23 protein-coding genes are annotated in these 21,926 nt (G+C 26.1%); 12 read left to right on the top strand and 11 right to left on the bottom strand.

Annotated elements, in window-relative coordinates:
- Positions 1 to 9: 9 nt before the first annotated feature.
- From ABVS04_RS10075 to ABVS04_RS10065, 3 genes are read right to left on the bottom strand one after another with little or no spacing between them, the layout of a single operon-like run.
- Positions 10 to 984 carry a GGDEF domain-containing protein gene (locus ABVS04_RS10075; protein ID WP_368030577.1) on the bottom strand — a complete coding sequence of 325 codons (975 nt, stop codon included), beginning with the start codon at positions 982 to 984 and terminating at the stop codon, positions 10 to 12.
- Between the two features lie 9 nt (positions 985 to 993).
- Entirely contained in the window at positions 994 to 1,896 is a 903-nt protein-coding gene (locus ABVS04_RS10070) for a GGDEF domain-containing protein (RefSeq protein WP_368030576.1), read from the bottom strand.
- A gap of 14 nt (positions 1,897 to 1,910) precedes the next feature.
- Positions 1,911 to 2,504: an MBL fold metallo-hydrolase gene (locus tag ABVS04_RS10065; RefSeq protein WP_368030575.1), complete on the bottom strand. Its 594-nt coding sequence runs from the start codon at positions 2,502 to 2,504 to the stop codon at positions 1,911 to 1,913.
- 53 nt (positions 2,505 to 2,557) lie between these two features.
- Here ABVS04_RS10065 and ABVS04_RS10060 point away from each other — a divergent pair, with 53 nt between their 5' ends.
- Positions 2,558 to 3,376: a ferritin-like domain-containing protein gene (locus tag ABVS04_RS10060; RefSeq protein ID WP_368030574.1), complete on the top strand. Its 819-nt coding sequence runs from the start codon at positions 2,558 to 2,560 to the stop codon at positions 3,374 to 3,376.
- A complete protein-coding gene (locus ABVS04_RS10055) occupies positions 3,376 to 4,038 on the top strand; it encodes a hypothetical protein (RefSeq protein WP_368030573.1) in 663 nt (220 codons plus the stop codon). The genes ABVS04_RS10060 and ABVS04_RS10055 overlap by 1 nt, the downstream gene beginning before the upstream one ends.
- Here ABVS04_RS10055 and ABVS04_RS10050 read toward each other — a convergent pair.
- From ABVS04_RS10050 to dnaJ, 6 genes are all read right to left on the bottom strand, one after another.
- Positions 4,035 to 4,931, bottom strand: coding sequence for a formate dehydrogenase subunit gamma (locus ABVS04_RS10050; protein ID WP_368030572.1), 897 nt, complete (start codon positions 4,929 to 4,931; stop codon positions 4,035 to 4,037). The two genes, ABVS04_RS10055 and ABVS04_RS10050, sit on opposite strands and share 4 nt — an antisense overlap.
- 138 nt (positions 4,932 to 5,069) lie before the next feature.
- Entirely contained in the window at positions 5,070 to 6,287 is a 1,218-nt protein-coding gene (gene trpB / locus ABVS04_RS10045; protein WP_368030571.1) for a tryptophan synthase subunit beta, read from the bottom strand.
- Positions 6,288 to 6,342: 55 nt separating this feature from the next.
- Positions 6,343 to 8,370: a transporter substrate-binding domain-containing protein gene (locus tag ABVS04_RS10040; RefSeq protein WP_368030570.1), complete on the bottom strand. Its 2,028-nt coding sequence runs from the start codon at positions 8,368 to 8,370 to the stop codon at positions 6,343 to 6,345.
- A gap of 116 nt (positions 8,371 to 8,486) precedes the next feature.
- Positions 8,487 to 9,740 carry a transporter substrate-binding domain-containing protein gene (locus ABVS04_RS10035; protein ID WP_368030569.1) on the bottom strand — a complete coding sequence of 418 codons (1,254 nt, stop codon included), beginning with the start codon at positions 9,738 to 9,740 and terminating at the stop codon, positions 8,487 to 8,489.
- Between the two features lie 77 nt (positions 9,741 to 9,817).
- The gene (locus ABVS04_RS10030; protein ID WP_368030568.1) at positions 9,818 to 10,396 is read right to left on the bottom strand and encodes a hypothetical protein; all 579 of its coding nucleotides are present in this window, start codon (positions 10,394 to 10,396) and stop codon (positions 9,818 to 9,820) included.
- Between the two features lie 20 nt (positions 10,397 to 10,416).
- Positions 10,417 to 11,544, bottom strand: a complete 1,128-nt coding sequence (gene dnaJ, locus ABVS04_RS10025) for a molecular chaperone DnaJ (protein ID WP_368030567.1) — start codon at positions 11,542 to 11,544, stop codon at positions 10,417 to 10,419.
- Positions 11,545 to 11,628: 84 nt separating this feature from the next.
- Between dnaJ and recR the strand changes: the two genes are divergently transcribed.
- The 8 genes from recR (at position 11,629) to ABVS04_RS09985 (ending at position 18,739) form a co-directional block, all read left to right on the top strand.
- The gene (recR, locus tag ABVS04_RS10020; protein ID WP_172126190.1) at positions 11,629 to 12,201 is read left to right on the top strand and encodes a recombination mediator RecR; all 573 of its coding nucleotides are present in this window, start codon (positions 11,629 to 11,631) and stop codon (positions 12,199 to 12,201) included.
- 14 nt (positions 12,202 to 12,215) lie between these two features.
- The gene (locus ABVS04_RS10015; RefSeq protein ID WP_368030566.1) at positions 12,216 to 12,395 is read left to right on the top strand and encodes a uracil-DNA glycosylase; all 180 of its coding nucleotides are present in this window, start codon (positions 12,216 to 12,218) and stop codon (positions 12,393 to 12,395) included.
- 5 nt (positions 12,396 to 12,400) lie between these two features.
- Positions 12,401 to 13,888 carry a PAS domain S-box protein gene (locus ABVS04_RS10010; RefSeq protein ID WP_368030565.1) on the top strand — a complete coding sequence of 496 codons (1,488 nt, stop codon included), beginning with the start codon at positions 12,401 to 12,403 and terminating at the stop codon, positions 13,886 to 13,888.
- A 9-nt stretch (positions 13,889 to 13,897) separates the two neighbouring features.
- Positions 13,898 to 14,824, top strand: coding sequence for a dUTP diphosphatase (locus ABVS04_RS10005; protein ID WP_368030564.1), 927 nt, complete (start codon positions 13,898 to 13,900; stop codon positions 14,822 to 14,824).
- Positions 14,825 to 15,040: 216 nt separating this feature from the next.
- Positions 15,041 to 16,072 carry a DUF4118 domain-containing protein gene (locus ABVS04_RS10000; RefSeq protein WP_368030563.1) on the top strand — a complete coding sequence of 344 codons (1,032 nt, stop codon included), beginning with the start codon at positions 15,041 to 15,043 and terminating at the stop codon, positions 16,070 to 16,072.
- The gene (locus ABVS04_RS09995; protein ID WP_368030562.1) at positions 16,069 to 16,761 is read left to right on the top strand and encodes a winged helix-turn-helix domain-containing protein; all 693 of its coding nucleotides are present in this window, start codon (positions 16,069 to 16,071) and stop codon (positions 16,759 to 16,761) included. The genes ABVS04_RS10000 and ABVS04_RS09995 overlap by 4 nt, the downstream gene beginning before the upstream one ends.
- An 8-nt stretch (positions 16,762 to 16,769) precedes the next feature.
- Positions 16,770 to 18,095, top strand: coding sequence for a TrkH family potassium uptake protein (locus ABVS04_RS09990; protein ID WP_368030561.1), 1,326 nt, complete (start codon positions 16,770 to 16,772; stop codon positions 18,093 to 18,095).
- Positions 18,092 to 18,739 (top strand): TrkA family potassium uptake protein, encoded by a 648-nt coding sequence (locus ABVS04_RS09985; protein ID WP_368030560.1) that lies wholly within the window; start codon positions 18,092 to 18,094, stop codon positions 18,737 to 18,739. The genes ABVS04_RS09990 and ABVS04_RS09985 overlap by 4 nt, the downstream gene beginning before the upstream one ends.
- A 28-nt stretch (positions 18,740 to 18,767) precedes the next feature.
- Here the strand turns inward: ABVS04_RS09985 and ABVS04_RS09980 are convergent, their stop codons facing one another.
- Both ABVS04_RS09980 and ABVS04_RS09975 read right to left on the bottom strand, forming a co-directional pair.
- Positions 18,768 to 19,268 (bottom strand): gamma carbonic anhydrase family protein, encoded by a 501-nt coding sequence (locus tag ABVS04_RS09980; RefSeq protein ID WP_368030559.1) that lies wholly within the window; start codon positions 19,266 to 19,268, stop codon positions 18,768 to 18,770.
- A 110-nt stretch (positions 19,269 to 19,378) separates the two neighbouring features.
- The gene (locus ABVS04_RS09975) at positions 19,379 to 20,620 is read right to left on the bottom strand and encodes an argininosuccinate synthase (RefSeq protein ID WP_368030558.1); all 1,242 of its coding nucleotides are present in this window, start codon (positions 20,618 to 20,620) and stop codon (positions 19,379 to 19,381) included.
- Between the two features lie 67 nt (positions 20,621 to 20,687).
- On the opposite strand from ABVS04_RS09975, the gene ABVS04_RS09970 reads away from it, so the two are divergent.
- The gene (locus tag ABVS04_RS09970; RefSeq protein ID WP_172126199.1) at positions 20,688 to 20,936 is read left to right on the top strand and encodes a S4 domain-containing protein; all 249 of its coding nucleotides are present in this window, start codon (positions 20,688 to 20,690) and stop codon (positions 20,934 to 20,936) included.
- Positions 20,937 to 21,920: an anthranilate phosphoribosyltransferase gene (trpD, locus tag ABVS04_RS09965; RefSeq protein WP_368030556.1), complete on the top strand. Its 984-nt coding sequence runs from the start codon at positions 20,937 to 20,939 to the stop codon at positions 21,918 to 21,920.
- Positions 21,921 to 21,926 lie beyond the last annotated feature (6 nt).

Below are 21,926 nucleotides of genomic sequence, written 5' to 3'. Positions count from 1 at the left end.
ACAATAGAATTAAAATAGTTCTATTGTATCTTCATCACTTAATTCACTAAATTTAAAAAGTTCACTTCTACCTTTATTTTTAGCTTCATAAAGTGCAATATCAGCATTTTTTATACTATCTGTGATAGTAGATTTTGAATTAATATCATAAACTTCAAATCCTATACATATAGTTTTTTTCAATTTTTGTTTAGTTTCTTCATTTACTAAAATACTAACTTCAGCAAAATCTGAAATAATCTTTTTTGCAATTTGGATTGCTTGATGTTCATTTACATTATTTAAAATAGAAACTAAAAATTCATCTCCATTTAATCTTCCAACCATATCAAATTCATTAATATTTGAGTGAATAACTTTTGCAAGTTCAATTAAGACTTTATCTGCAATATCATAATCAAATTCGTCAATAACAGCTTTAAAATGGTCAATTCCAATCATTAAAAAATATATTTCATTTTGTTTATTATTTGAAAGTCTAAGATGACTTGTAAGATTTTCTATTAAATAATTTCTATTGTAAACGTTTGTTACAGAGTCTAAAGAGGAAGATTCTATAAAGTTTTTCTTTAAAATACAAGATTGTATCATTGGAGATATTTGTAAAAACGCAGCTTCAATTGTATTGTATTTAGCTTCAATAATTTTAAAATGAACCTTTGAAGAAACACTAAAAGAAACAGTTGCATTTAGGCTTGTATGTGTGTTAATTATAAAAAAATGTGATAAATTATCATCTAAAAAGAATTCCTCACCTTTTATCAAAATCTCTTCTTTATAATTCTTATTTATATCAAATAAAGAAAAATTAAGATTATCAACTTTAAATTCTTTGTTTATCCATGTATATATATCTTCAGCAGCTTGTTTTATATTTGTAGCATATTGTAATTGATCATGTAAATTGAAAATAGTGACTAAGGATTTGAAATCATCCTCATTTGTAGCAGATGATTTTATTAGCTCTAGAATTTTGTTTTTCATATTTACACCTTAAAAGAAATCTATTTTATTTGTATCATCTTCATTGAATAGGTATACTTGACTTCTACCTCTATTCTTTGCTTCATATAATGCAATGTCAGATTTTTTAATAATTTCTTCAATACTTGTTGCATTATCCGGATATATAGAAATTCCACTGCATATAGTTTTCATTAGAGCTTGTTCAGTCTCGTTGTTTACTATAATCTTTTCTTTACTAAAATTCTCAATTAATTTTTCTGAGATTATTATAGCATTACTTTCATTAATGATATTCAATAAAATAACTAAAAATTCATCATTTGATATTTTAACTACAAGATCAGAATCTCTTATACTTGCTTTTAAAGTATTTGCTAATGATTTTAAAACTCTATCACCAACTTCATAATCAAATTCATCAATAACTGCTTTAAATTGATCAATTCCTATTTTTATAAAAGCAATTTTCTTTTGCTCTCTATTTGAAATACTTAATAAATTGTGAGCATAATTATCTAAGTAACTTCTGTTATAAGAGCCTGTTAAATGATCAACTAAAGATGCTTCTTTTAATATTTTTTCCATATATTTATTAAATAATGATTGAGAAAAAATTTGTAGTGCCATTTTTATTGTTTTTAAATCATTTTTTATTATTTCAAAATTTTGTTCATTTTCTGATAAAAAATTAAAAATAATATCAGTAGAAGCATTTTCTTTAAAAGATAGAGTATTTGTAAAATAATTAAAATTTTTATTAACATGGATAAAAATATTTTCTAATGAATCATTTTTTTTAATGTCAATAGATAAAAAATCAATATGGTGATGTAATTTTAAATATTCATATATATTTAAACAACTTTTTTCTAAATCTGTTAATTTTAATTTCTCATTTTCACTTATAATTTTCTCACAAGATAAATTCATTTACAAAACCTTTGTTAGATATGTCTTTCCCATTGTTTTAGTGTTTGGATTTCACTTTTTAATGTAGTTTTATCACCATGTCCTGGATAAATATGGAAATCATCTGTCCATTTTAATATTTTATTTATACTTTGTTTCATTTGTTTAGCATTTGAATTTGGGAAATCAAATCTTCCAATAGTCCCTTTAAATATAAAATCTCCAGTAAAAAGATGTTCATTTATTTGAATAGCAGAACATCCAGGTGTATGACCTGGAAAATGATGGAATTTTATTTTTATTCCTTCTATTTCAATTTCTTCATCTGGTTCTATTAAAAAATCAGCAGTTGAGGGAGGCATTCCAAGTCCATAAGGATCTTTTTCTAACATAAAATTATCATCTTTTGGAGTATATATTTTTATACTATATTTATCTTTTACTTCTTGATTTGACCATACATGATCAAAATGTCCATGAGTATTTAATATCGCAATTGGATTTGTTACTTTTGAATCAATCCATCTAAGAGCATCCACTCCTGGATCAATTATTATATCTTTATTATCAATTGTTACAATATAACAATTTGTTTGGTAGTCACCCATTGCTTGAACTTTTATATCCATTTTAAACCTTAATACGCTAAAATTCATTAATTATATCAAAAAAGAGGTTATTTATGGATTATTTTACTACACTTGAAGAAATTTTATTAACAAGTGAACCAAAAGATAAAATTGAAAAGTTTAGGATTTTTTATAATAATTTCTTAAATAATAATTTTGTTATGAATGATTCTTATGAACCTTATACTTTAGAAAAACCTTCTTATTCTTCTTTTTTGCAAATTGTAAAACCAACAGACTTACCTCCTATTAAAAACTTTAAATCAATAGAAGGAAAAAAATATTTAGTTCATACTATTTTACATATTGAGTATTCTGCTATTGATTTAGCATTAGATGCAGCTTTAAGATATAAAAATATGCCTATTAGGTTTTATAAAGATTGGCTTGAAGTTGCAGATGATGAAATAAGACATTTTTTAATGCTTGAAAAATTACTACATGAATTAGAAGGAACTTATGGTGATTTTCCAGTACATAAAAATCTTTTTGAAGCAATGGAACAAACACCTGATTTTTTACGAAGAATGGCTGCTGTTCCTAGATTTCTTGAAGCAAATGGCCTTGATCAAAATCCTAAAATTATGGAAAAACTAAATTCAAATAGAGATTCTTTTAATATCAAATTAATTGAAGTTTTAAAAGTAATATTAGAAGAAGAAGTTGACCATGTAAAAAAAGGTGATACTTGGTTTAAATATGAATGTGATAGATTAAATTTAGAGCCTGAATCTAATTATTTAAAAATTATTGAAGAGGTTTTTCCAGGATCTACTTCTAGAAAAATGGATCTAAATTTTGCAGCTAGAAAAGAAGCTGGATTTTCTTGTAGTGAGTTAAAAAAATTATCTAAAAGAGAGGATTGTAACTAATGATAACTTCAAATATAAATTCAACAATTGCTTCTTTACAAAGTAGTGATAATAATAAATCAGGTACCACTATAGAATCTTTTTTAAGTAATTTAAAAATAAACAATAAAAATAATGAAGATACAAAATCAATAAAAACAGATGCTTTGACTTTTGAAAATATAAAAGGTATTACTTTAGAAGAAATTGACACTTTATTTAAAGATGAAGATAAAGCAATGGCTAAAAATCTAAGAATTGCAACTTTATTTTCAAATGATGATTATCTATCAAAGGCTTTATTTAATACAGTTTTAGGTCAACCTTTTAATTTAGGATTTTCATATTTAAGCGATAGATATGAAGATAAGAATGTATTCTTGAATTCTAGCACTAGCACTTTTTCAGATTTATTTCATAGCTCTGTAATATCAAGAAATACAGATAAAAATTCTACAGATGTTATTTCACAAGATAAATTAGATGAGATATTAACAAAAGTAAACTCTTTTAATTTTCTTAGTGTTTTAACAAGTACTTCAAAAGATAAGTATGATAAATATAAAGATGAAGATAATGAATATTCATTTTTATATAGTGATATTAATCTTCAATATGAACAGTTAAAATATAAGTACGAAGAGCTTGATAATATTAATAAAAATATTATCAAGCAATTTTAGTTAGAAGCTTTTTTTTCTTTATTTAGTTCTTTATAGTAAGTACTATGTAATATTTCTACTTCTTCTTCCTCTTTATATCCGTTTATAATACTATGAATTGCACCTTTTATAGCAAACATAGACATATAAACATGGGTGAAGAATAAAGCAGTCATTGCCATACCTACAATATTATGAGCAATAATACATAGTCTTAACATTTCTATTCTTGTTAAACCAAACATTGTTAAAACTGCTAAGTTTAAATCATGTACATAAATAGTGATACCTGTGTATATCATTACTAGTCCACCTATTGTACATACCCAAAACCACATTTTTTGGCCTGCATTAAATTTACCTGCAGGAATTGGCTTTTTCTCTTTTGATAAGTAACCACCTAATATCATAAACCATTTGATATCATCGCCTGTAAAAAGCATATTTTTAAACCACATTATAAACATTGGAACAACACTTATTACAAATAAAATTGTAGTAACTGCATGAATATCTTTACAAGCTCTTACAAATTCTCCACCACCAAAAACTGATCCAAACATCATTATTAAACCTGTAGGAATTAATAAGATAAAAGAAACAGCTGCAATACCATGAATAATTCTATTAAATAAAGTGAAAACATAATATTTTTTACCATCATGTTTAAATTTCTTTGGTCCAATAATTAAATAATGCACTAAAAAAACTAAAGGAACAATTACGATAATTCCTAGATATGTATTTTTAAAAATTTTTGTTTGCAATGCTACAAAAACTTCATCTAAATAAACACTTCCTTCTTTCCCATAAGCTAACATCGTCGTAATTAAATCTTGATTAGATTCACTAACAGTTGTGTATCCAAATAATAAAGGCGATATAGTTAGCAAGATAATTAAATATTTTAACATTCTTGACTCCTATTTTTTATCATTAAATCATAACATTCTAATGGGATATAATTGGGACTTTTTTGATAAATGGTAAATAAATATTTACTAAAATTGAGAATAAAATAGATGTATAAAAAAAGAGATTTCTCTCTTTTTTTAAAATTTAGCGTTTGGAATAGGGTAGTTTTCTATCACAAAATCAATATCTTTATCACCACGACCACTTAAATTTACTAAGATAGTTTTATCTTTGGGCAATGTTCTTGCTAATTTCATAGCAAATCCAACTGCATGAGCAGACTCTAAAGCTGGAATAATTCCTTCTAGTTGTGATAATTTATAAAAAGCATCGACCGCTTCATTATCATCACAAAGTCCAACTTTTGTTCTACCGCTTTCTTTTAAATATGCATGTTCAGGTCCAACACTTGGATAGTCAATTCCACTTCCAATAGAATGTACAGGAGCTGGTTCACCTTTTTCATCTTTTAACATAATAGAGTTAAAGCCATGCATAATTCCTTCTTCTCCGTAAGTTAAAGAAGCGCTATGCTCTCCAATTTTTTCACCTTTTCCCATAGGTTCAACTCCATAAAGTTCAACTTCTTTGTCATCTATGAATCCAGAAAATATTCCCATAGCGTTAGATCCACCTCCAACACATGCAGTTACAACATCAGGAAGCTTATTTTCATGTTCTAAAAATTGCTCCCTTGCTTCAAGTCCAATAATACTTTGAAAATCCCTTACCATCATAGGAAAGGGATGAGGACCAACTACAGAACCAATACAATAAATTGAATTTTGCGTATCTGCTAAATAAGCTTCAAAAGCAGAATCAACAGCTTCTTTCAAAGTTTTTAGACCATGAGTAGCAGGAACAACTCTAGCTCCTAAAATCTTCATTCTAACAACATTTGGATGCTCTTTTGCAATATCAACTTCACCCATATGAATCTCACACTCTAAACCAAAGTAAGCAGCAGCAGTTGCAAGTGCAACGCCATGTTGTCCAGCTCCAGTTTCAGCTATTACTTTTTTCTTTCCAAGATATTTAGCAAGAATAACTTCAGCCATACAGTGATTTAATTTATGAGCACCCGTGTGATTTAAATCTTCTCTTTTTAAGTAGATTTTCGCACCACCACAAAATTCACTAAGATTTTTTGCAAATGAAATAGGAGTAGGTCGCCCTTGATAATGTTTTCTAACATATTTTAATTCTTCTATAAATTTAGGAGAGTTTTTTAATTCAAGATAAGCTTTTGTAATATCAGCAAAAGGTTTTTCTAAAACAGGAGGAATAAATGAACCTCCAAATTTCCCAAAATATCCATTAACATCTGGATGAGATTCTAAATAAGACTTTGTCATAAATTGCTTCCTTGGATGAAATAAAAAGTATTATAATCTATTGAATTTTAATATATTATGAAAAAGGAAGTGCTATTTTTACTTTAGCACATTTATTAAATAATTTATTATTAAATTTATTTTGCGTATTTGTAATTTCTATTTTACCTTTCATACTAGAAGTAATAATTTTATGAGTCATATATAATCCCAATCCTGTTCCTTGACTTTTATGCTTTGTTGTAAAATAAGGTTCAAATACCTTAGAAAGGTTTTCTTCTTTTATCCCACCTGCATTATCAATTATTTCTATAACAATTCCATTAGTTGTTTTATATGATTTGATATTTATATATTTTTCTTGATTATCAAATCCTATTAATGCATCTTTTGCATTATTTAAAATATTTAGAATTGCTTGATTTAATTCATTTTCATAAGAATTTATAATTAAATCTTCCTCTAAATCTAGATTGACTTTTATATCATATTTTGTAAAAGAACCTTTTATGATATTAAGTATTTTTTTAATACTTGAATTTATATCAAATTCTTTTTTTTCTTTGTCTTCTTTAAGATAGTTTTGAAAATCTTCTATAGTTTGAGAAAGAAATAAAGTAGTATTTGTAATACTATCAAGAGTATCATTAAAAGTTTTATCATCAAGTTGGTCAAACTCTTTTTGTATTTTCATTCCAGAAGCTGCTGTTGAGATTAAGCTAAGAGGTTGTCTCCATTGATGGGCAATATTACCTATCATTTCCCCCATACTTGCCATTTTAGATTGTTGAATTAATAAATTTTCTTTATTTTTTATTTCACTCATATCTATTATTGATAAAATTGTTGAAGGTTGATTTTCAAAAATTACTTTTTTTGATTTAACTAAAATAGGAAATTTTGTCTCAAAGTTTTTCAATCCAATTAATTCATAAGTTTGTGTGTCTGTATTTTGAATTATTTCATGAATTGAAATAGAGTTGTTTTTTCCAAATAAATTATAAAAAGAATTGTTTTGAATATCCTTTTTTGTAATTTTAAAAATTTTAAAAATCTCATCATTAGAATAGATAATTTTATTATCACTAATAATTATAATTCCTTCAATAGTAAGATTTACTAAACTTCTAAATGTTTTTAGGGTATTTTCTAAATCATTTTTTGCAGTTTTTAATTCTTTCTGATAAGATAATAATTGTCTATTTTTATATGAAATTATAAATATAATTAAAACCAATGGTAAAAAATATTTCCATAAAAAAGTGTAGTCATAAGCTTCTGAATATTCAAATTTTAACCATTTATTATAAATTTGGTTTTTGTCACTTGGACTCATTGTTTGAAGTACTTTATCTGTAATAGACTGTAAAACTTTATAATCATCTCTTATCATCATTCTTAAATCAATATCAACTCCAGTTGTTCCCGAGATTTTTATATTGCTATATGCATATTTTTGGATATTGTATGTAAGAATTGGCATTGTATCAACTAAGGCATATATTTTATTAGCTGATAGAAATTCTAATCCTTCTTCAATATTTTTTATAAAAACAAAATCCATTGTAGGATATTTTTCTTTCAAAATTTTATGTGCAGAATAATTTTTTCCTACTCCTATTTTTTTTCCAATTAGATGAGAAGCATCTGGAATATAGTTTTTATCTTGAAGTGTTGCTATTCCAATTGGGGATTTATAGTATATGTCTGAAAATATTGCATATTTTTCTTTTTCAGGGCTTTTTGAAGTTGCAATGATTATATCACTTGATTTTTCTTCTATACTTTTTAATACATCATCAAAATTATTTTTAACTATAAAATTTGTTTTTAAATTTGCTTTATCTGCTATATATTGCCAAAAATCAAAAGCTAATCCATACTCTTTTCCATTTTCAGAAAAAATTATTGGAGCCCATTTATCATAAAAAGCTAAGTTTACTGTTTTATTTTTTATAAAATCTAATTCTTCTTCAGTAAAAAGTATGGTTTCTTTAGTTTTCAACCATTTTTTATTAAGGGCTTCTATTTCTACTGGTGATACTTTAGAAATAGCTTTATTTATTATTACATCAAGAAGTGGTAAATCTTTACTAACTCCCATATAAAGTTTATCATCAAAGTTATTGATTACAATTTTAGTGGATTGTTTTAATACGTCAAAATAGTTTTTGTTAATATAATAGTTGGATATTAAAGTATTTTGTACTGTAGCATCTGCTATATTATTTTAATACTTTCAAAAACTTCATTAAGTGTATCAAATTCAATAATATTTATTTTAGGATAATTTTCTTTTAATATTTTAGTTGTATTCCAACCCTTAACTAGTGCTAATTTCTTATTTGATAAGTCATCAATATTAATTATACTAAATTGATTTTTTTTTGTAATTATTGATAGTTCTTGATTTATATAAGCTTTTGTATAGTTAAATCTTTTTGCTCTATCTTCATTAAAACCTATTACTGGCATAATATCTATTTCTTTATTATCAAATCTTTTTAATAAATTATTCCAATTATCACTTATGAAAACGGGTTCAATACCTATTTTTGAGCTAATAAGTTTTATATAATCTACTACATAACCCGTTGCTTGATTATTTTCAAGATAATCATATGGAACCCAATCTATTTCATTTGCAAAAGTCAGTGTTTTATGATTTTGGATAAACTCTTTTTCTAAGGGAGTAAATTCAGAAACAATTTTACTTTTATCTTTCCATTTTGATGATAATTCATTTTTCTCTATCATACTAATACTATCTAATGCCTTATCAATTATACTTTTTAAAATAGGAAAATCATTTCTAAAAGCCATATATAAGTTGTTAACTTTGTTTACCACAAAAGTCGGAGTTAATTCACTTAAATTATATTTTTTTGTTAAATATTCAATTTGGGGAATATTTGAAATTAAAGCATCAGCTTTTTTTGTAAGCAATAAATCTATAGCTTCTAAAGTATCATTAACTTCAATAATTTTGATTTTTGGATAGTTGTTTCTTATAAAATCTTCGTGAGCGTATCCTTTTTCTATTGCAATAGATTTATCACTCAAATCATCCAATGTTTTGTAAGTTTTATTTGAACTATATAAGTAATCTCTAATTACCATATAGCTATTTGATGTAAAAATTAGATTTTTTTCTCTATTAGGTGTTTTTGATAAAATAGGCATTAAATCTATTTTTTTCTCAAAAGCCATTTGTAATAATTCATTCCATTTGTATCCATGAATATAATTGAACTTCAGTCCAGTTCTTTTTTCAATTAGTTCCAAATACTCTTTAGCTAATCCTTTGTATTTTTCATCTTCAACATAATCAAAAGGAGGCCAGTCTATTTCTGCACCAACATTTATAATTGGATTATTTTTTATGAATTTTTTTTCTTCATGTGTTAAATTTTGTAAGATATTTGCAAAAACTGTATTAAATAATAAAAATAATAGTAAAAGATGTTTGAACACAGTAAAAGCCTTATTTATATATTTTTACTTAAAAAACTATTATAGTCTAAAAAAGATTATATTTTCTTAAGCTTATTTTAACAATTTATAAAAAGAAATGCTTTTAGAGATTCAACTTTCAAATTAGAACTAACTTTATGAAGAGAAAGTTTTCCCTCAATAGTCTGTAAAATGTGCCAAAATTTTTCATTAAATGGGGTATCTATCTCTTTTATTTTATGATAAATTATGCTCTGAGCAATTGTATCTATACAGTGTTCATAAAATATTTTATTTTTAGCACGTTGGATTAGATAATCTCTCATGATTCTAAGATTTGCTATATAAGCTTTTTTCTCAATTTCATTTAAATGAACTTGATTATTGATATTTTCTTCTTTTTTATCTAAATGAATAATATAAGAATTTATCTCTTCATCCATCGTGTTTTCTAAGTTTGGATGAGATTTTAGAAGTATTTCTAAAATCTCTTTAGACGTTAGTCTTTGTTCATTTAAAGTATGAGAGTATTTTACATTATGTACATAATTATGGTCTAAGGCAATTAAAATATCAACAGCAAAAGACAAATAAACATATTTATCTTCTTTCCCATCTTTAAAAGATATACCATGCTCACTAATAATAGGTTTTAGCCCTACATATTTTAATTCCATATTAGTTCCTATTTTTTATACTATGAAAACCATTTCTTAACTTTGTCAAACATATTTTCAAAGTTTTTTTCATGGGGTTTACTCTCTATTCCAAAACTTTCTTGAAGTTTTTCTAATAATTGAGTTTGTTCATCATTTAATGTTTTTGGATATTCTATCTTAATTTGTACAATTAAGCTTCCTTTTCCATATCCTTGAACAGATTTTACACCTTCACCTTTGAAAGTAAATTGTTGTTTATCTTTTGCTCCTTGTGGAATCTCAAGTTCAAGTTTACCTCTAAGACCTGGAATAGTGATTTTTCCTCCAAGTGCAACTTGTGTGAAGAATATAGGAGCTTCATAGTAAATATCATCATCATGTCTTACAAAATGAGAATCTTCTTTCACAGATACTTGTAAATACAAGTCTCCTCTTGAGCCATCAGGTGCAATATTTCCTTTATTTGAAACTCTAATTCTCATTCCATCATTAACACCCTCTGGAATATCAACTTTAAAGTTATCGCTTACTTCATCATAACCTGTACCTTTACATGATTTACAAGAATCAGCAGCACTTTGACCACTTCCACCACATTTTGGACAGGTTTGAGCGAAAGTCATAAAACCTTGTCTTGCATGAACTTGACCTTGTCCATTACAAGTAGTACAAGTAGAAAGTTTTCCATCTTTCGCCCCTGTACCTTTACAAGGTTTACAAGCTGTTTTGTACTTGTATTTAATCTCTTTATTACATCCAAATACAGCTTCGTTAAATGCAAGTTTAACTTCAATAGTTACATCAAGATTATAGTTATATGATTTTCTTTGTTGTCTTCTTCCACGTGAACCACCACCAAAAGCACTTCCAAACATCTCTTCAAAAACAGAACCTAAGTCATCAAACCCTCCAGAGAATCCACCACCTCTTTGTCCATGTCCTTCAAGACCAGCTTTCCCATATCTATCGTAAATAGATTTTTTTTTATCATCACTTAATACTTGATAAGCTTCATTTATAGCTTTAAATCTCTCTTCAGCCTCTTTATCACCTGGGTTTTTATCAGGATGATACTTCATAGCCATTTGTCTATAAGCTTTTTTGATTGTGCCCTTATCTGAACTTTTACTAACTTCTAGTAATTCATAATAATCTATCTCAGTCAATTTAATATCCCCTTAAAAAATAATTGAATTTATGTAAGACGCGATTTTATCTAAAAATTGATAAATCTTAGATATAATCCACGAATGAATAAAGGATTAGAAAAATTTTACGAACTTGTTGAAGCGTTTGAATCATTGCCCACTATTGGAAAAAAATCTGCTCTTCGCCTAGCTTATCATATTGTTATGAATGACAATTATTGTGGAATCAAAATCGCTCATAGTATTGAGAATGCATTAAAAAACATTACTAAATGTTCAAGATGTGGCTCTATGAGTGAACATGAGATTTGCGAATTTTGTTTGGATGAATCAAGAGACAATACAAAATTATGTATTGTTCAAAGTGCAAAAGATATTTTTGTTATTGAAGATTCAAAACAATTCGATGGAAAGTACTTTGTAATAGAAGAACTTGACCAAGATCTTATAGATTCATTGCATAAATTTATAGATAATAATGAAGTTGAAAATATTTTATTTGCCATTACACCTTCAATTGCAAATGATGCATTTATTTTATATATAGAGGATAAATTAAAAGACTTCAATATTAAATTTACAAAAATTGCTCAAGGTGTTCCAACAGGTGTTAGTTTGGAAAATGTAGATATTTTATCCCTATCAAAAGCTATACAAAGTAAAGTTGAAATATAAATATAAGTAAGAAGATGGAAGAAAAAAGAATAGTTTGTCAGAAATGTGTTTATTATTTTGTTACTTGGGAGAGAGGGAAACCTCATGGTTGTAAAGCTTATGGCTTTAAGTCGCAGTTTCTTCCTTCAATTACTGTAAAAAGATCAAGTGGTGCTGATTGCCATTTTTTCACTTTGAAACATAATAAAGAGTAGTATATATGCAGCTAAAAGAATTTATTGAAATAATAGAAAAAAATAAAATAACTATTATTAGAACTTGGATTAATTCTTCAAAAATTAAAGAATTAATTGATAATTATTCAATAAATGAAGAACTATTTATCAAGAGATATTCTTTTGGTTTTTTAGAACATTATATTAAAACTATTAAAAACGATGAAAAAACTCAAAATAGTGCTGTTGTAGTTGATTTTTTAAAATATCTAAAAAAACAAAATTTAAGAGTAAATGAGTTATTTGTACTTTTTATAGCTTTTAAAGATGCTTTAGTTGATTTTGCTTTTAAAACTGAAAATCAATCTTTGGAATTATTTCAAGAAATTAATTTTTATTTCCAAAAAGTTTTTTTAATAATTTTAGATATTTACTCAAAATCTATTGAACAAGTTGAAAATGCCTTAACAAAATCCATTGATATTGTTGATAGATATGTGATTATGTCAAGAACAAATCTTCAAGGCATAATAACAAGTGTATCAAGTGCTTTTTGCAAAATATCAGGATATGAAGCTTATGAATTAATAGGTAAATCTCATAATATTATAAGACATCCAGATATGCCAAAAGAGTTGTTTGAAGATTTATGGAGAACTATAAAATCAGGAAATATGTGGCAAGGTGAAATAAAAAATCTTAAAAAAGATGGAAGTTTTTATTGGGTAAAAACTACTATTCATCCAAACTTTGATAATAATGGCGTGATTATTAGCTATGATGCTATAAGAGAAGATATTACATCACAAAAAGAGTTAGTAAGTCAACAAAATTTGCTAATAGAACAATCAAAATCAGCAGCCTTAGGTGAGATGATTTCGATGATTGCTCATCAATGGAGACAGCCTTTACAAGCTGTCTCTATCTTGATTCAGAAATTACCTTTATTAAAGATGATAAAAGGTGAACTTTCTGATGAAATGCTTGATGATGTTGTAAAACAGGTATCTTTACAGTTAGATTATATGTCAAAAACTATTGATGATTTTAGAGATTATTTTAAACCTAATAAGAAAAAAGAAGAAGTTTATATTGAAAATGTTATAAATAAGTCTTTAGATTTTTTATCATATTTATTTAAAATAAATTCAGTAAAAATAAATTATAAAAATGAATCTACTTCAGAAATACAAATTTATTTAAATGAAATGGTTCAAGTATTTATAAATTTAGCTAAAAATTCTTGTGATGCGATGATAGAAAATAATATAGAGAATAGAGTTATAGATATTCATACTTATGAAAAAGATAACTATTTATATATTGAGTTTGAAGATAATGCAGGTGGAATAAAAGAAAATGTTCTTAGTAAGATTTTTGAAGCATATTTTTCAACAAAAAATAATAAAAATGGAACAGGATTAGGATTGTATATGTGTAAAGCTATTATTGAACAACACAGTTTAGGAAAAATAAATGCATATAATACACCAAAAGGTGCAAAATTTATTGTTCAATTACCATTAAAATAGGAGTTTAAGTTGTTATATAAAGATTTTAAAGAGAGTATAAAGTCATTAGGCTTTTTAAGCATAGAAGATTTTATGCATTATGCAGGAGTTACATCTAATGATGTTTTAAATTGGGAAGAAAAAAATGAAGTTCCTTATATGGTTTCATTAATTTTACATCTTTTAAAGGGTGAAAAAGAGCTGTTCCCTATGAATTCAACTTTAGATAATGTTATTGAAGAGTGTTTACCTTTGGCTTCACTTTTAGAAGAAGTGTCATCATTTCCTCATAAATTAGAAGAGATGTTCTTATTACAAAAAAAATTAAATGACTCTACAAATGGTAAAAATTGGGAATTAGGTTCAAATAAATTTGGTAAAGAAATAAACTGGTTAAGATGTATACATATGGAAGTTGCAGAATTAATAGAATCAACACCTTGGAAACACTGGAAAAATATAAATTCAGCTCCTGATATGAATAATATCCATGTGGAACTAGTAGATATTTGGCACTTCTTAATGTCTTATATTTTACAAGAAACAAATGTACCAAAAGCAGTATCTTTAGTAAATACACATTGTATTTATGAAGCTTCAAATGATGTAGATGTAAAATTAATGGTAAATGAAGCAGAGAAACTATCATATATTTCACTAGCAATTGACACAGGAAATATGCCATCATTTAGTGGAATAGAGAGATTTATTGATCAGTTCTTTAGATGTTGTAAGGTTTCTGGACTTTCTTTTATGTGGTTACAAAAACTATATATCGGTAAAAATTGTTTAAATCAATTTAGACAAGATAATGGTTATAAAGAAGGCTCTTATATAAAAGTATGGAATGGAAACGAAGATAATGTTGTAATGGTAGATTTATTAGAAAATATGGATGATGTAAGTTTTGATGATTTATATTCAAAATTAAAAGAAGCATATGCTAAATGTAAATAATAGGTTTAAAACCTATTATTTACAAATAAATAAGAAAAATTATCTTTATAAAATCTTTATATTTTTCATAAAATTTTGATTTACTCTTTACAAAAAAACAAATACAATGGATAAAATGATTCTTAGGAAGATTTATGCCCGTTATAAATATTATAATGTTAGCTATTTTAGGCTTACTAACTTTGATTTTGTTAATTAAATTGCCAAGAGCTTAGTTTGGTAAAAAACTTAACTAAATATAAACAGTTTAATTACTTTTTGAAAGCATTAGTAATCCTGTTACTTATCACTTTAATCAGTCATGTTTTTAAAAATTCATTGGCTATTATAAATATTACTTTAATCCATATTATTCCTGTTATTGTTGTAGCAATTCATGGAAATATAAAAGCAACACTTTTTATGACACTTTTAAGTGTGATTTTTCTAAATTTTTTATATATTCCTCCTCTTTATAGTTTTTCTGTGCATAATGAACTTTATCTTTATAGCTTTTTTATATATGGAATTGTTGGTTGGATAATCACTGTTCAAGCAAAAAATTTAAATACACAAAGAAAACAAAATGAACTAAGAGAAAGTTTATTACACATAATATCCCATGATTTAAGAACACCACTTTCTACAATACATGGAAGTATAAATTTGATTTTAACAAATGATAATTTAGATGAAAATAGTAAACTTAATCTTTATGAAGATATAAATTATGCTTCACTTAGAATGAAAAGATTAATTACAAATATCTTAGATAGCACAAGATTATCAAGTGAGGATATTGATTTAAAATTAGAATGGTGTGATTTTGAAGATATAATAGGAGTTGCCCTTAATGAGTTTTCTCAAAAACAAAATGATGAGATTCTTCATATAAAAATCGATGAATTAAGTCTATTCTGGGGAGATAATACCTTACTTACACAATTGATTATTAATTTACTTGATAATGCATTTAAGTATTCAAAGTCTGACACAAAAATCAATTTTGAAATAATAAATCTGAACAATTTTATAAAAATCAAAATTTTTAATGAAACTGAATTTCTTGATAAAAAGAAATTAAAAAATATTTTTGATAAATTTTATAGATTAGAAGATACAAATGATATTTTAGGAAGTGGAATAGGTTTAGCTATTTGTAAGAGTATTGTAAAACTTCATAATGGAGAAATCAAAGCAATTCCAGAAGAAAATGGTATTTTAATTGAAATAGAATTACCCATAGAAAAGAGAGCAAGATTAATATGAAACAATATTTAATACATATTATAGAAGATGATATATCGGTAAAAAAACTTTTAGAAATCACTTTTAAAGAGTATGAATTTAATTTTATATCAAGTGATAGCAAAAAAAATGCCCTAATAATGTTTCTAAGTCATAATCCTGATTTACTTATTGTTGATTTAGGTTTAAGTGATGGAGATGGAAAAGATTTAATAAAACAAATCAGAGAAATATCAAAAGTTCCAATAGTAGTATTAACAGCAAGACATGATGAAAAAGAAATAGTTGCAGCCCTTGATGTTGGAGCTGATGATTATATTACTAAACCTTTTTCTGTGAATGAATTACTAGCAAGAATTAGAGCAAATTTAAGAAGAAATGTAAATAATGAAAATCTTGTTTCAAATAAAATAGTTTGTAATGAACTAGAACTAGATATTACTTCAAGAAGTATCTCTTTAAGAGGTGAAATTTTAAAATTAACTCCAATTGAATATGAGTTATTAAAATATTTTATGTTGCATATGAATAAAACTTTAACCCATAAACAAATTTTACAAGAAGTTTGGGGCACAGGTTACCAAAATGAAATGCAGTACTTAAGAACTTATGTAAATACTCTTAGAAAAAAAATAGAAGAAAACTCTACTAGACCTGACTATATAAAAACACAATCGGGTGTTGGTTATAGATTTTCATTTAATCAATAGAATATTCAATGGAACATAAATACGTAAGATCAATCTTTTTAGGTTATTTATTTATCATTTTTTTAGGAGCTGTATTACTATCTCTACCAATTTCACATATTGGGAAAATAGAGTTTATAGATGCTCTTTTTACATCTGCTAGTGCTACTAGTGTTACTGGATTAATTGTAATTAGTACATCAGAAGTTTTTACTTTTACGGGAGAATTTATAATCTTAGTTCTTGTTCAAATAGGTGGAATTGGATATATGTCATTAGTAATAATCTTTTTTTTATCATTTAATCAAAAATTGAATATTGATGAAAAAAAGGCTATGAAACAATCTTTAGACTTACCAAATCTTCATGTTGGTGCTTTTGCAAAGAAAATTTTAGCCTTTGTATTATTTATTGAATTTATGGGAGCAGTTATTTTAAGCTTAAGATTTCTTGATAAATATGATTTTCCTAAAGCCGTGTGGTTTGGAATATTTCATAGTATTAGTGCTTTTAATAATGCAGGATTTTCCTTATTTCCTGATGTTTTAATTGGATATAAAAGTGATACTATTGTTTTATTTACAGTTTGTTTTCTAATAATTTCAGGTGGTTTGGGATATTTCGTTTTGATTGAAATTTATGAAAATAGAAGATTTTCTAAAAGATTTACTATTCATACTCGAATTATGCTTTATGGAACTATTATATTAATTGTTTTTGGTATGTTATTGTTTTTATCAATAGAATGGAATAATCCAAAAACCTTTGGAAATTTAAATTTCTATGACAAGATACTAAATGCTTTTTTTTTATCAGTAAATTTTCGAACGGCTGGATTTAATAGTATTGATCTTGCTTCTTTAAAAGATTCATCTTTATTTTTCTCAACTTTATTTATGATGACAGGAGCAGGGCAAGGAAGTACAGCAGGTGGTATAAAAATCACTACTGTTGCTATTTTGATAATTACAGTAATTTATATTTTAAAAGAGAGTAATCAACAACCAAGTATTTTTAAAAGAACGATAGAGCAAAAAGTTATAAATAAAGCTTTAGCAATTATTATCTCTTCATCATTTTTTGTACTTTTTACTGTTTTAATATTAGTTGAAACACAAAATTTACCTTTTATGAATATCTTATTTGAGGTAGTTTCTGCTTTTGCAACTGTTGGTGTTTCAACTGGAAATGGAGATATATTAAGTTTATCTCAACAGTTTGATACATTTGGAAAAATTGTTATTATTATTTTAATGATAGCAGGAAGATTAGGCGTATTTGCTTTTGGAATAATTTTAGTAGGAAAAGCAAAAACTAAACATTTTAAATACCCAGTAGGAAAAATTATTATATGAAAACAATAGCTATTATTGGTTTAGGAAAATTTGGATTTTATGTTGCAAAAAGTTTATCAAGATTAAATGTTAAAGTAATTGCAGTTGATAATGATGAAAAAAAAATACAAGAAATCAGTGAGTTTATTGATGATGCATTTATTTTAGATAGTACAAATAAAGCAGCTCTAGAAGAGGTTGGAATTTATAATTTAAATACAGTTATTGTAAGTATTGGAGCTAATATAGAAGCTAGTATTTTAACAGTTATGGCTTTAAAAGATTTAAATAATAAACATGTAATCGCAAAAGCAATTACATCTACCCATGGAGAAATTCTTTCTAAAATAGGGGCTTTTAAAGTTATTTACCCTGAAAAAATAGCTGGTAGATTGCTTGTAAAAAAATTAATTGATAATATTACTATTGAAGAAATTGATATTAGCAATACTTTAAAAATGATAAAACTAGTTGTAAATGAAAATCTTATTTATAAAAAAATCTCTGAAATTCAATCAGAGTATAAAAATCTAAAAATTGTATCTTATAAAACAAATTCAACTTGGAGTTTAGATATTAATCCTTCATATCAAGTGAAAAAGGATGATATGTTAGTTATTTTAATAGAATCAAGATATTTAAAAGATTTTTATATAAATATCTAAAATAATAGGTTTAAAAACCTATTATTTCTTATCTATACTCATTTTTATAATCTACATAATGAGCAGCATGAGCAATTAGTTTATCTACTTCTTCTTGGCTTAACTCTTTTACTACTTTTGCAGGACTTCCCATAATTAAGCTTCTAGGAGGAAATACTTTTCCTGAAGTTACTAATGAGTTGGCTCCAACGATACTTCCTTCACCAATAACTGCATTATCTAAAATAGTCGCACTCATTCCTATTAGGCAATTATCTTCGATTTTACATCCATGAAGCATAACTTTATGACCTATTGTTACATTATCACCAATGATTGTTTGAGTATTATAATCTGTATGAATCATTGATAAATCTTGGATATTTGAATTTTTTCCTATTACAACTTTATTTACATCAGCTCTTATAACACATTGAAACCAAACTGATGAATCCTCACCAATAGTAATATTCCCAATTAAATCAGCACTTGGTGCAATCCAAGCTGTTTGATGAATTTCTGGATAAAATTCTTTAAATTTTAATATCATAACTCTTTCCTTAGCTTTATTTGGAAAGATTATATCTTTTGAAATTTAAAATAGCAATAAAAAAAGGTGACTTAAAATAAGCCACCTTTTTAAAATATAGAAATCAAAATTTATTTTCTATTAGGGTTTTTACCAGCAATGATAAATCTTAAAGCATTTAATCTAATAAATCCTTCTGCGTCTTTTTGATTATAAACTTCATCTTTTTCAAAAGTAGAATATGCATCATCATATAAAGAGTTAATTGATTCTCTTCCTACAACCATAACATTACCTTTGTAAAGTTTAACTCTTACATTACCTTCTACATTTTTTTGAGTTGCATCGATTGCTGCTTGAAGCATTTCTCTCTCAGGAGAGAACCAGTAACCTTGGTAGATTAACTTAGCATATCTTGGCATTAACTCATCTTTTAAGTGTGCAGCTTCTCTATCTAAACAAATAGATTCAATAGCTCTATGTGCTTTTAACATAATAGTTCCACCTGGAGTTTCATAACATCCTCTAGCTTTCATACCAACATATCTATTTTCAACAATATCAACTCTTCCAATACCGTGTTTATTTCCATATTGATTTAGTGTTTCAAGTAAAGTTGCAGGTGACATTTCTTCACCATTTATTGCAATTGGATCTCCATTTTTATAAGTTATTGTTAAATATTCAGCTTCATCTGGAGCTAATTCAGGAGGAGTAGTCCATAACCACATTGATTCTTCAGGCTCATTAGATGGATTTTCTAAATGTAAACCTTCATAAGAAATATGTAATAAGTTTGCATCCATAGAATAAGGACTAATAGCAGGATTTCCATCTTTATCAAGATGTTTTTGAGCAATTTCAATACCATGTTTTCTAGCATACTCAAGTAAACTTTCTCTTGAATTTAAATCCCATTCTCTCCAAGGAGCAATAACTTTGATATCAGGTCTTAATGCTAGGGCACCAATTTCAAATCTAACTTGGTCATTTCCTTTTCCTGTTGCTCCATGAGATACAGCATCTGCACCTTTTTCATTTGCAATATCAATTAATTTTTTTGCAATTAAAGGTCTTGCTATTGAAGTTCCTAATAAATATTCACCCTCATAAATTGCATTTGCTCTAAACATAGGGAAAACATAATCTTTTACAAACTCTTCTTTAATATCTAAAATGAAAACATTTTCTGGTTTAATACCACAAGCTATTGCTTTAACACGAGCAGGTTCAACTTCTTCACCTTGACCTAAATCAGCTGTGAAAGTAATAACTTCAGCTTTGTATTCATCTTGAAGCCATTTTAAAATAATAGAAGTATCTAAACCACCACTATAAGCTAAAACTACTTTTTTAACATCTTTTTTACTCATAAATATATCCTGTGCTTACGTTATTTTTAAGGCATCATTTTATCAAAGTTTAGCTATAATTTTCTTTATGAGAATAGATAAATTTTTAAATGCCGTTAATATTACAAAACGAAGAGCAGTTGCAGAAGATATGCTTGAACACAAAGTTGTTTTTATAAATGACTTAGCTGTAAAAAAAGCAAAAGAGGTTAAAGTTGGGGATATTATAGAAATAAAATATCTTGAAAGAAGTGATAAATTCAAGGTATTACAAATCCCAACAACAAAATCAACACCAAAATCAAAAATAGATGAATATGTACAAAGGATAGATTAAATGTTTAATGCAGCAAAACTTAAATTTGATGATATTTTTGAAAACAGATTATCAGAGGATGAAGTAAGAGAATATTTAATTGAATTATATGAAAGAGGTGAAACAGCAGCTGAAATTGCAGGAGCTGCTAGTGCTATGAGAGATCATATGATACCTTTACCTGTTCATTATGATTTAAAAGAAAAACTAATTGATAATTGTGGAACAGGAGGAGATAAATCTAACTCTTTTAATGTTTCAACAACAGTTTCTATTTTATTAGCAGCTTGTGGATCTTATGTTGCAAAACATGGAAATAGAAGTATTACTAGTAAATCAGGAAGTGCTGATATGCTAGAAGTTTTAGGTATTAATTTAAATATTAGTCTTGAAAATAGTGCAAAAATGTTAGAAGAAACAGGTTTTACTTTTATGTTTGCACAAAATCATCATCCATGTATGAAACATATTATGCCTATTAGAAAATCAATACCCCATAGAACTATTTTTAATATTTTAGGACCATTATCAAATCCAGCAACTGTATCAAAACAGTTAATTGGGGTATTTGATAAATCATATATAAATAAATTAGCATATGCTCTAGATATGTTAGATACTAAAAGATCTATGATAGTATCTTCAAATGATGGAATGGATGAAATCTCAATTTCAGATATAACACATGCAAGTAGTTTATATAATGGAAAAATCGAAGATTTTGAAATCAACCCTGAAGATTACGGTATGCAACTAAGTGATAAAAGTGAAATTATAGGTGGAGATGCAAAATTTAATGCAAAACTAACAAGCGATTTATTATCAAAAAAACTTATTGGTGCAAAACTGAATATTGTATTACTAAATGCAGCAGCAGCTTTAATAGTAGATGAGAAAGCAAGAGATTTTAAAGATGGTATTGATATGGCAAAAGAAGCTATTATTAGTGGAGCTGCTAAAGATAAATTAGCTCAAATCATCAAAGTATCAAATCAATTAAGCTAGGAATTT

It is taken from the genome of Arcobacter sp. s6, assembly GCF_040884245.1.
Lineage (GTDB): Bacteria > Campylobacterota > Campylobacteria > Campylobacterales > Arcobacteraceae > Aliarcobacter.
Note: the sequence above shows the minus strand (reverse complement) of the source record. Positions and strands in the feature narration are given on the sequence as shown.

Bases quoted from the DNA above. Each gene is read 5' to 3' on its own strand.
- ABVS04_RS10075 (WP_368030577.1), bottom strand. From the start codon at position 984: ATGAAAAACAAAATTCTAGAGCTAATAAAATCATCTGCTACAAATGAG.
- ABVS04_RS10070 (WP_368030576.1), bottom strand. From the start codon at position 1,896: ATGAATTTATCTTGTGAGAAAATTATAAGTGAAAATGAGAAATTAAAA.
- ABVS04_RS10065 (WP_368030575.1), bottom strand. From the start codon at position 2,504: ATGGATATAAAAGTTCAAGCAATGGGTGACTACCAAACAAATTGTTAT.
- ABVS04_RS10060 (WP_368030574.1), top strand. From the start codon at position 2,558: ATGGATTATTTTACTACACTTGAAGAAATTTTATTAACAAGTGAACCA.
- ABVS04_RS10055 (WP_368030573.1), top strand. From the start codon at position 3,376: ATGATAACTTCAAATATAAATTCAACAATTGCTTCTTTACAAAGTAGT.
- ABVS04_RS10050 (WP_368030572.1), bottom strand. From the start codon at position 4,931: ATGTTAAAATATTTAATTATCTTGCTAACTATATCGCCTTTATTATTT.
- trpB (WP_368030571.1), bottom strand. From the start codon at position 6,287: ATGACAAAGTCTTATTTAGAATCTCATCCAGATGTTAATGGATATTTT.
- ABVS04_RS10040 (WP_368030570.1), bottom strand. From the start codon at position 8,370: ATGGGAGTTAGTAAAGATTTACCACTTCTTGATGTAATAATAAATAAA.
- ABVS04_RS10030 (WP_368030568.1), bottom strand. From the start codon at position 10,396: ATGGAATTAAAATATGTAGGGCTAAAACCTATTATTAGTGAGCATGGT.
- recR (WP_172126190.1), top strand. From the start codon at position 11,629: ATGAATAAAGGATTAGAAAAATTTTACGAACTTGTTGAAGCGTTTGAA.
- ABVS04_RS10015 (WP_368030566.1), top strand. From the start codon at position 12,216: ATGGAAGAAAAAAGAATAGTTTGTCAGAAATGTGTTTATTATTTTGTT.
- ABVS04_RS10010 (WP_368030565.1), top strand. From the start codon at position 12,401: ATGCAGCTAAAAGAATTTATTGAAATAATAGAAAAAAATAAAATAACT.
- ABVS04_RS09995 (WP_368030562.1), top strand. From the start codon at position 16,069: ATGAAACAATATTTAATACATATTATAGAAGATGATATATCGGTAAAA.
- ABVS04_RS09990 (WP_368030561.1), top strand. From the start codon at position 16,770: ATGGAACATAAATACGTAAGATCAATCTTTTTAGGTTATTTATTTATC.
- ABVS04_RS09985 (WP_368030560.1), top strand. From the start codon at position 18,092: ATGAAAACAATAGCTATTATTGGTTTAGGAAAATTTGGATTTTATGTT.
- ABVS04_RS09980 (WP_368030559.1), bottom strand. From the start codon at position 19,268: ATGATATTAAAATTTAAAGAATTTTATCCAGAAATTCATCAAACAGCT.
- ABVS04_RS09975 (WP_368030558.1), bottom strand. From the start codon at position 20,620: ATGAGTAAAAAAGATGTTAAAAAAGTAGTTTTAGCTTATAGTGGTGGT.
- ABVS04_RS09970 (WP_172126199.1), top strand. From the start codon at position 20,688: ATGAGAATAGATAAATTTTTAAATGCCGTTAATATTACAAAACGAAGA.
- trpD (WP_368030556.1), top strand. From the start codon at position 20,937: ATGTTTAATGCAGCAAAACTTAAATTTGATGATATTTTTGAAAACAGA.